Origin of the sequence: Moorena sp. SIO2C4, from assembly GCF_010672485.1 — a bacterium.
In the GTDB taxonomy this organism is placed as follows: domain Bacteria; phylum Cyanobacteriota; class Cyanobacteriia; order Cyanobacteriales; family Coleofasciculaceae; genus Moorena; species Moorena producens.
Genome location: NZ_JAAHGN010000319.1, coordinates 1 through 7213, shown reverse-complemented (window position 1 = coordinate 7213; position 7213 = coordinate 1). Strand labels below are relative to the sequence as shown.

Here is a 7213-nt window from a genome sequence, read left to right as displayed (position 1 = left end):
GAGTAGGGAAACAGAAGAATATTGAATTTTTCTGCCATGGTGCCAGTGGGCAGATTGTCTAGCTCAACCACACTCCTAAACCCACTGAATTGGTGGGATTCACCATTCCACCAGAGAGTCAATTCAGGTAGTTGCATATTAGTGGAGGAACTAATCATAACAGATTTCTACTGTGAAAGTAGAGACAGTTGGAAATCCGCAGATAATGTTTGACTTAACCTTTACTCGTAATTTAAGCGCTACACTAATTGTTGTGACTCTGCTTAGCATGAGTTTATCTACCGTGGGTCATCATCCCCAAACCATGACGAAACAAAAACGATTCACTCCAATTGGAAACGCGATGAGAATGGGTTTAGTCATCAAGGGTCAACAACTTCGCTACCGCTAATCGGGTGTATCTGATATTTCTCAAATATTTTTCAAAAAGAAGGGGAAGTGTGGGAAGTGTGGGGAGATGGAAAGAGATTCAATTTGTAAAGGTATGCTACCAGATTTCAAATTAGAGTCTTGTTTTGCGATCGCTTAATTCTTCTTGCTCTTATAGCAGTCCTAAAATAGCTACACAGTAAGCATTCAGCTATCAGGATTCAACTATCAGCCATTCGCGTAGTGTGGCCAAGGCTGACGGCTGACGGCACCTCAAGCAGCACCTCAAGTAGCGCATATGCTTACCTACCGTGGTATAGTGATACCGTCGTCTATAATGTGTTTACGTGAATCAATGCCTTACGCATCTTAACAACAGTTCGTTCCATCTCTACTAAACTTTCTAGAGTCAAAACAATATCATCAGCAACTCCGAGGATTTTTGCTGCTTCTTTTACTTTGGCTCTCTCTGCGTCAGCATAAACTCCATCAGCTGATGACATCTTAATGGCATGATATACCAATTCGTTGGCTACTGACAAAGTTTCAACATCAACTTTTTTTATATCGGGCAACAGCTCTTGTAGGTTAGCATTTTTGTAATCAAAAGACTGGTAGAGTCCAACAACCTCTTCAGGGGCACCAAATCTCGTTTGGTGATTGATTAACCACTCCATTTCTGGGTCAGAAACCTCTCCATCACCTCCGGCAATAGCTAACAAAGCGTAACCATAGTTGACCATAGCTTGGAATGAGGCTGAACTAAGTCCGTACTCATCTTTAGCAAAAGATGAAAGAGTTTGCATTTTATCGTCAGTCATATATTTTATCCTGTTTTACCCTTACAGCTTGTTAACTCTTCGGATTTTATCTTTGATGGGATAATATTGCAACTGTCTGATTCAGGTAAAGGTAGCAAAGCTGAAACAATAATGTGCCATGCAAAGGCTGAAAGACTAGCTGGATAAAGCTTTCAGCTCAAAAATTTCCCGTAAGGATTCAGATGTGGAGAGAGGGGATGACCAGGCAGGGCAGGGTACTTGACCCCTCATTTTAAAACTGCTATTGCGGTTATCATGTTCATGAGGTACAGAGGATTTTTGCTCTCTTCCCTGTTCCCTAAAATCCTGGATTTTGTCCATCACCCAATTGAGAACTACTATATAAATGATTAACCGAAATTAAGATAAGATGATCGACTTTAAGGTCTTTGAACAAGCACGGCAAAAACATCCCCGCTCTGAAGCGATGCCATTTATGGCTGAGCTGAGACAACAGATGCGTTCGCGTAGCGTGGCCTACGGCCAATCGCATCAGCCTTATAAAATTCCCCACAAGCCGAAAACCCCGTGTTTTTAAACCGGGGATGAAGGCTGATAGTGGCTTTAGCCACCGTGAGTAAAGTCGCACTAGTAGTTGTCGATTTGTGCTAGCTGTGTTAGCATAACAGTACAACAGAAGAGGTCGATTTCTGATGATCATTCTTGAGTTCAAGGCATACGGCAAAAAACATCAATATTTAGCCATAGAGGAGGCGATCAGGACAGTAAAATTTGTCCGCAACAGTTGCCTTAGGTTGTGGATTGATAATAGAGGCATATCAAAATACGACCTCAACAAATATTGTAGAGTTTTGGCTAAAGATTTTGATTTTGCCAGTGAATTGAACTCAACCGCTCGACAGGCTGCCGCTGAAAGAGCATGGTCATCGATCGCCCGCTTCTATGACAACTGCAAGAAAAAAGTCCCCGGAAAGAAAGGGTTTCCCCGATTCCAGAAGCATTGTCGCTCGGTCGAATATAAGCAATCAGGATGGAAGTTGTCCCCTGACAAAAAATCGATCACATTCACCGACAAAAAGGGAATTGGAAAACTTAAGCTCAAGGGGACATGGGACTTGTGGAGATTTGATAAGAAACAGATAAAACGAGCTCGGATTGTCAAAAGAGCCGACGGGTACTATGTTCAATTTTGCGTCTCAGTCGATGTAAAGGAACAATTAAAACCTGCTGATGCGACCGTCGGTTTAGATGTAGGTCTAAAAGATTTCTACACCGATTCCAGAGGCAAGACTGAACCTAATCCTCGTTTTTACAGGACTGGGGAAAAGCGGTTAAAGTTTTATCAGCGTCGAGTTTCCCGAAAAAAGAAAGGCTCAACCAATCGTAAGAAAGCAATTAATAGATTAGCTAGACACCACCTTAGTATAAGTAGGCGACGTGAAGAGCATGCCAAGAGACTGGTTAGAAGTTACCGCAAGAAGAGTGCAGCCTTTATAGTTGGTAGGCTATGCATCAAAGGTGGCAGGTTTTGTTGTAAGGCTGCACTCTTCTAAGGTTTCGTCTCCGGCACGCTGCGTAGTCCGGTCTAACGACCTGGTGGCCTATGAAGATCTAAGGGTCAAAAATCTAGTAAAAAATCACTGTTTAGCGAAGTCTATTAATGATGCAGGTTGGTATCAGTTCAGGAAATGGCTAGAGCATTTTGGTCAAAAGTTTGGCAGAGTTACTGTCGCAGTTAATCCTGCTTACACTAGCCAAAATTGCTCTGACTGTGGTGAAGTCGTGAAGAAGTCACTATCAACTAGAACCCATATCTGTCAGTGTGGTTGCCAGTTAGGTAGGGACCATAACGCTGCCATCAACATTTTGAACAGAGCTTTGGGTACGGTGGGGCACACCGGAACCTGTGTCATCGACCCGTTCGCGCAGCGTCGGGTCTCCCGAAACGCTTGCGGAGAATTGACCTCTACTCTTCCTGATTCCGGTCTGGTTGAGCAAGTTGGCTCGTTGAAGCAAGAATCCCCGCGTCTTTAGACCGGGGAGTGTCAACAAGGATTAAGACTATTGCATCATATCCCCTTGACCATAGAAACTGTCTTTAAAGTTGAACCGTTGCTGTTGGCTGGTGCTGAGCTTACCGTGTCTTGCCCTAATTTTATCAAGCCTAACCCAGAAGCGGTGGAAATTTTGCACAGTGCTAATGTTGAGCTTAATCTGGAAGGTAATTTTGAGGATAACTATGATATTTGTTTAGATCTTTATGGAGAGTTACCCACACTAATCACCCCTAGCCAGGGAGTGGTAGAGCTAACTAAACTCGATAACACTATCTATCAATCCTTAGATATTCCCTATCCCTTGATTTCTGTGGATGACAGTTCCCTAAAAAATATAGAAACGTTCTATGGGACTAGTAAAGCATTTGTCAAAGCCTTCCACCAGTTAACTAACGAGTCATTAGTGGATAAGAATTTGATAATCTTTGGTTGTGGAAAAGTTGGAAAAGGACTAGTTAATGAATTATTAGGCTTAACCAAGGAGCTGGTGGTCGTCGAGAAAAATCCTAAGATTTTAGAACAGCTTAGGGCTAGAGGAATCAAAGGGTTACACGCTGAGGACCTGGATGGCATTAGGGCAGCACTCAAGGAGGCTTTTTGTGTTGTAACCTGTACGGGAGTTAATGGAGTACTTTCTAAGGAGTATGATTTAGACAAGGAAGATTTCAGTGGTAAGTATCTTGCCAACATTGGCGCAGAAGATGAATTTGGTGATAACTTCTCAGATGCCGAAGTGCTTTTCAAAAAAGCTCCGATCAATTTTTCCTTAGCAGAACCTACTCCAGTTCAGACTCTCGACCCAGTCTTCTATGCCCATAACATAGCCATTGACTTAATTTTATCGAAGGAATTGGAACCCGGTTACCATTCATTCCCTAGTCATATTGCTCAGGAAATAGTAGAGAAATGGGGAAACTATCATGATCAAGATATAGCATTGTTAGTTGAGATGTAAACATAGGATTGGTATAAAAAGGGAGTAGGGAGTAGGGAGTAGGGAGTAGGGAGTAGGGAGTAGGGAGTAGGGAGTAGGGAGTAGGGAGTAGGGAGTAGGGAGTAGGGAACAGCGGATCTGGGAACGTAAGCATTCAGCTGACGGCTGACGGCTGACGCCTGAATGCTTACCTATAGTCTTTTAAGGATTAATCCCGTCATCACCAGTTGTGATTATGTTCATAGTCCCAACACTCTCCCTGTTCCCAAGCTCTTCCTGTTGCTTCACAGTTGTAGGAGTCATTAATCCAAGGAATACTGGTTGGATGGGCGGCAAAAATTTTATTTTTAACAATAAAGTTATCATTTTTATTAGGTGTTGTTGTCTGACTTATCTCTTTGATAAATAAGGATGATGGTAATAATCCAAATAGCAAAAATTTAATAATAAAAAAATAAAGACTCAATACTAAGCTTGAAGTAAGGTTGATCCCTAAGATTTTTTTTTGTTTAGTTTTAGTTTTAAAATTGCGTTCACCTGGAAGTTGATAAATATATTTATAAACCATAAATAATAGTTTAGGTTTTTTTCTTTGAAATCAGCGTAGCAATTATCGGTTTACGAATAGGTTGGCGTTAATGTTTAACTTCTGTATGTTATGTATAACTTTTGTTGACGCTTGACCCTTGAAAGCACTCACCATAACCATTTCAGTGATTCCACCTACAGATGATGGCAAAATGGCAAAATTGTGAAATGGAGAGATGGGAAGATGAGATGTAAGCATTCAGCCGTCAGCTATCAGCTATCAGCTTATGCGCTACTTTAGGTGCCATTGGTCGTAGGCCAGACTAAGGAAACAGCTTTTGAATAAAATAAGCTGACGGCTGATAGCGGTAGGCTGAATGCTTACAGTTAAACGAGCAGGGATTTTCAACCAGCCCTAACAGCACCCCCCAGCTTGTTTACTACCTCCCGTTGATTAGCTGACTGCTGACTGCTGATGGCACCTCAAGTAGCACCATCTGTAGCGCATATGCTTACTTATTCAGTTATTAATGAACTGGAAAAAACAATGGGACAGCTTCAGCTTTACCAATGGGCTTTGGAGGGACAAGAGCCAGAACGACAGTTTCCCCCCTTTTTTAAGGGGGGTTAGGGGGGATCTATTGTTTTTAGCTATCAGTAAAACAAGTTATCTTCGGCATTTCAAAACAACAATTTTTCAGCTAGCCGTCGAGAGGAATAAAATCAACTTATTAGTTTATGAACCCGAGCAAGAGGCTATTGTTGAATGGATCACTCACTAAACTATGGCGATATTCTGAAAGAAATCCTGCAAGAGGAAACTCGCGCCCAACCAAGTATACAAGCGATTCGGCTTTATCCTGTTTGCGATACCGAGACTGGTCACTTCCTAGTTCTGGCTACTGGCTGGGATAAACAACGCTGGATTAACTCGATTTTGTTTCACGCTCGCTTGGTTAATGGCCAAGTTGTTATTGAAGAAGATAACTTTGAGGAAGGGTTGGCCTCGGCTCTGATTTCCGCTGGTATCCCTGCAGAACATATTATCACTGGTCTTGATTACCAACTGATGGACTAGTTTCAGTTAGTACAACCTATACCCACCTACCAACATCGTCTCTCTCCCCTGAGCCATTACCCATTGCATCAACTGCTGCCACTCTGGTGACTTCCCTAACCCATCAGCATCAAACTCCCCGCCCCAATTCCTGGAAAACTCGGCAAAATTCTCTGCCCAATGTACTACTGTCTCCATCGGGAAATAAGGACTATAGCCCCAAGCTTCCTGTAAATACTTGATCATTTCCCTGGGATGTCCTGTATTATATAAATACCAAGCAATCCATACTAGGGTTCCATAACGCACCTGATTTTCTAATAGACGGATGCCTGGTGGTAAATCAGCCTGTTGAAAGAAGTTGTCAATGGCTGCCGACAGGGAGCGAGCTTGAGGAAGTCCTTTGTGCATGGCACTTTGGTGATGTTGCCGATAGCCTACGGTTACCTGACGCAACCAAAGGGCAGGACAACCCTTGAGGGCTAATCGTAGGACTATTTCTGTATCTTCAGCGGGTGGAAACCTGGGGTCAAACCCGCCAACGGACTCTAACCAATGGCGACGGAACATCATGGCACTAGGCAGGACTGGCTTCCACAGTAGCCAACTTTCTAAGTTTAATTCTGGTACTTTCTCCCATGGACGTACTGTCATTAGTCGCTTACCCTGGGAATCGACACGGTACCAACCACTATGGACAATTCCCAGATGGGGTTGTGCTTTAAACACTGCTAACTGGGCAGCTAACTTACCTGGCAGAAAAAAGTCATCGGCATCGAGGAATGCGACAAATTCACCCAAGGCTAGTTTAATGCCATGGTTCCGGGCCAGGGAGACTCCTTGGTTTTCTTGATAAATGTAACGAATGCGTCCGCGATAGGGTTGCAACACTGATCGAGTCTGGTCTGTTGAACCATCATCAATGACCACTACCTCATAGGAACAGGCTTCTTGATTCAGCACACTTTCCACTGCTTCGGTAATATAGCGATCGCAATTATAGGCGGGAATAATTACACTGACTTGTGGTATCATTTATGACCCTCCCATGACCCGATTGAGAACTGCTATAGCCTTATATAGCAAAGGGAACAGGCAACAGGGAACAGCGGATCTGGGAGTAGGGAACAGGGAGTAGGGAACAGGGAGTAGGGAATATGGCATCAAAAATTCTCACAATTCCTACACAAATCCCGATAGTAATTAGGTAAGCATATGCGCTACTTGAGGTGCTGCGCGAACAGCTGTCAGCCGTCAGCCGTTGGCCGTTGGCCAATAGCTGATAGCTGATAGCTAATAGCTGATAGCTGATATAGCAGAACTCAGAACTCAGAACTCAGAACTCAGAACTCAGAACTCAAACTCTTGCGCTTCTTGATGCAATAGCGAGTGGGGGAAACCCCCAAGACCGTAATGGTGCTTTTTCCGTTGGCGAATTAAATTCGCCACGGGTCGCACCTCTGCATCGCTTACAAAGGGTGTGAGA

11 protein-coding genes are annotated in these 7213 nt (G+C 43.4%); 6 read left to right on the top strand and 5 right to left on the bottom strand.

Features of this window, described 5'->3' with window-relative positions; translation table 11 throughout:
• Positions 1 to 701 precede the first annotated feature (701 nt).
• Positions 702 to 1190 (bottom strand): tellurite resistance TerB family protein, encoded by a 489-nt coding sequence (locus F6K20_RS17540; protein ID WP_287249446.1) that lies wholly within the window; start codon positions 1188 to 1190, stop codon positions 702 to 704.
• 370 nt (positions 1191 to 1560) lie between these two features.
• On the opposite strand from F6K20_RS17540, the gene F6K20_RS17535 reads away from it, so the two are divergent.
• The 4 genes from F6K20_RS17535 to F6K20_RS17520 all read left to right on the top strand — a co-directional run bounded on the left by F6K20_RS17535 (position 1561) and on the right by F6K20_RS17520 (position 4163).
• The gene (locus F6K20_RS17535) at positions 1561 to 1728 is read left to right on the top strand and encodes a hypothetical protein (RefSeq protein WP_287249448.1); all 168 of its coding nucleotides are present in this window, start codon (positions 1561 to 1563) and stop codon (positions 1726 to 1728) included.
• Between the two features lie 115 nt (positions 1729 to 1843).
• The gene (locus tag F6K20_RS17530; protein WP_287249450.1) at positions 1844 to 2704 is read left to right on the top strand and encodes an RNA-guided endonuclease InsQ/TnpB family protein; all 861 of its coding nucleotides are present in this window, start codon (positions 1844 to 1846) and stop codon (positions 2702 to 2704) included.
• Positions 2670 to 3185: an RNA-guided endonuclease InsQ/TnpB family protein gene (locus F6K20_RS17525; RefSeq protein ID WP_287267773.1), complete on the top strand. Its 516-nt coding sequence runs from the start codon at positions 2670 to 2672 to the stop codon at positions 3183 to 3185. Before F6K20_RS17530 ends, F6K20_RS17525 begins: the two co-directional genes overlap by 35 nt.
• Positions 3186 to 3215: 30 nt before the next feature.
• Positions 3216 to 4163, top strand: a complete 948-nt coding sequence (locus F6K20_RS17520) for an NAD-binding protein (protein ID WP_287249453.1) — start codon at positions 3216 to 3218, stop codon at positions 4161 to 4163.
• On the opposite strand, the gene F6K20_RS17515 is transcribed toward F6K20_RS17520, so the two are convergent.
• Together F6K20_RS17515 and F6K20_RS17510 are read right to left on the bottom strand one after the other, a co-directional pair.
• Complete coding sequence (locus F6K20_RS17515; RefSeq protein WP_287295446.1) at positions 4084 to 4296, bottom strand: hypothetical protein; 213 nt, start codon at positions 4294 to 4296, stop codon at positions 4084 to 4086. The two genes, F6K20_RS17520 and F6K20_RS17515, sit on opposite strands and share 80 nt — an antisense overlap.
• A gap of 66 nt (positions 4297 to 4362) precedes the next feature.
• The gene (locus F6K20_RS17510; RefSeq protein ID WP_287267772.1) at positions 4363 to 4710 is read right to left on the bottom strand and encodes a hypothetical protein; all 348 of its coding nucleotides are present in this window, start codon (positions 4708 to 4710) and stop codon (positions 4363 to 4365) included.
• 490 nt (positions 4711 to 5200) lie between these two features.
• Between F6K20_RS17510 and F6K20_RS17505 the strand changes: the two genes are divergently transcribed.
• Positions 5201 to 5452, top strand: coding sequence for an element excision factor XisH family protein (locus F6K20_RS17505; protein ID WP_008186770.1), 252 nt, complete (start codon positions 5201 to 5203; stop codon positions 5450 to 5452).
• On the top strand, positions 5437 to 5748 hold the full coding sequence (locus F6K20_RS17500) for an element excision factor XisI family protein (protein ID WP_008186771.1): 312 nt from the start codon (positions 5437 to 5439) through the stop codon (positions 5746 to 5748). The genes F6K20_RS17505 and F6K20_RS17500 overlap by 16 nt, the downstream gene beginning before the upstream one ends.
• 6 nt (positions 5749 to 5754) lie before the next feature.
• Here F6K20_RS17500 and F6K20_RS17495 read toward each other — a convergent pair whose 3' ends face one another.
• Both F6K20_RS17495 and F6K20_RS17490 read right to left on the bottom strand, forming a co-directional pair.
• Positions 5755 to 6762, bottom strand: a complete 1008-nt coding sequence (locus F6K20_RS17495) for a glycosyltransferase family 2 protein (RefSeq protein WP_044493971.1) — start codon at positions 6760 to 6762, stop codon at positions 5755 to 5757.
• Between the two features lie 40 nt (positions 6763 to 6802).
• A complete protein-coding gene (locus F6K20_RS17490) occupies positions 6803 to 7003 on the bottom strand; it encodes a hypothetical protein (protein WP_287249459.1) in 201 nt (66 codons plus the stop codon).
• Positions 7004 to 7213 lie beyond the last annotated feature (210 nt).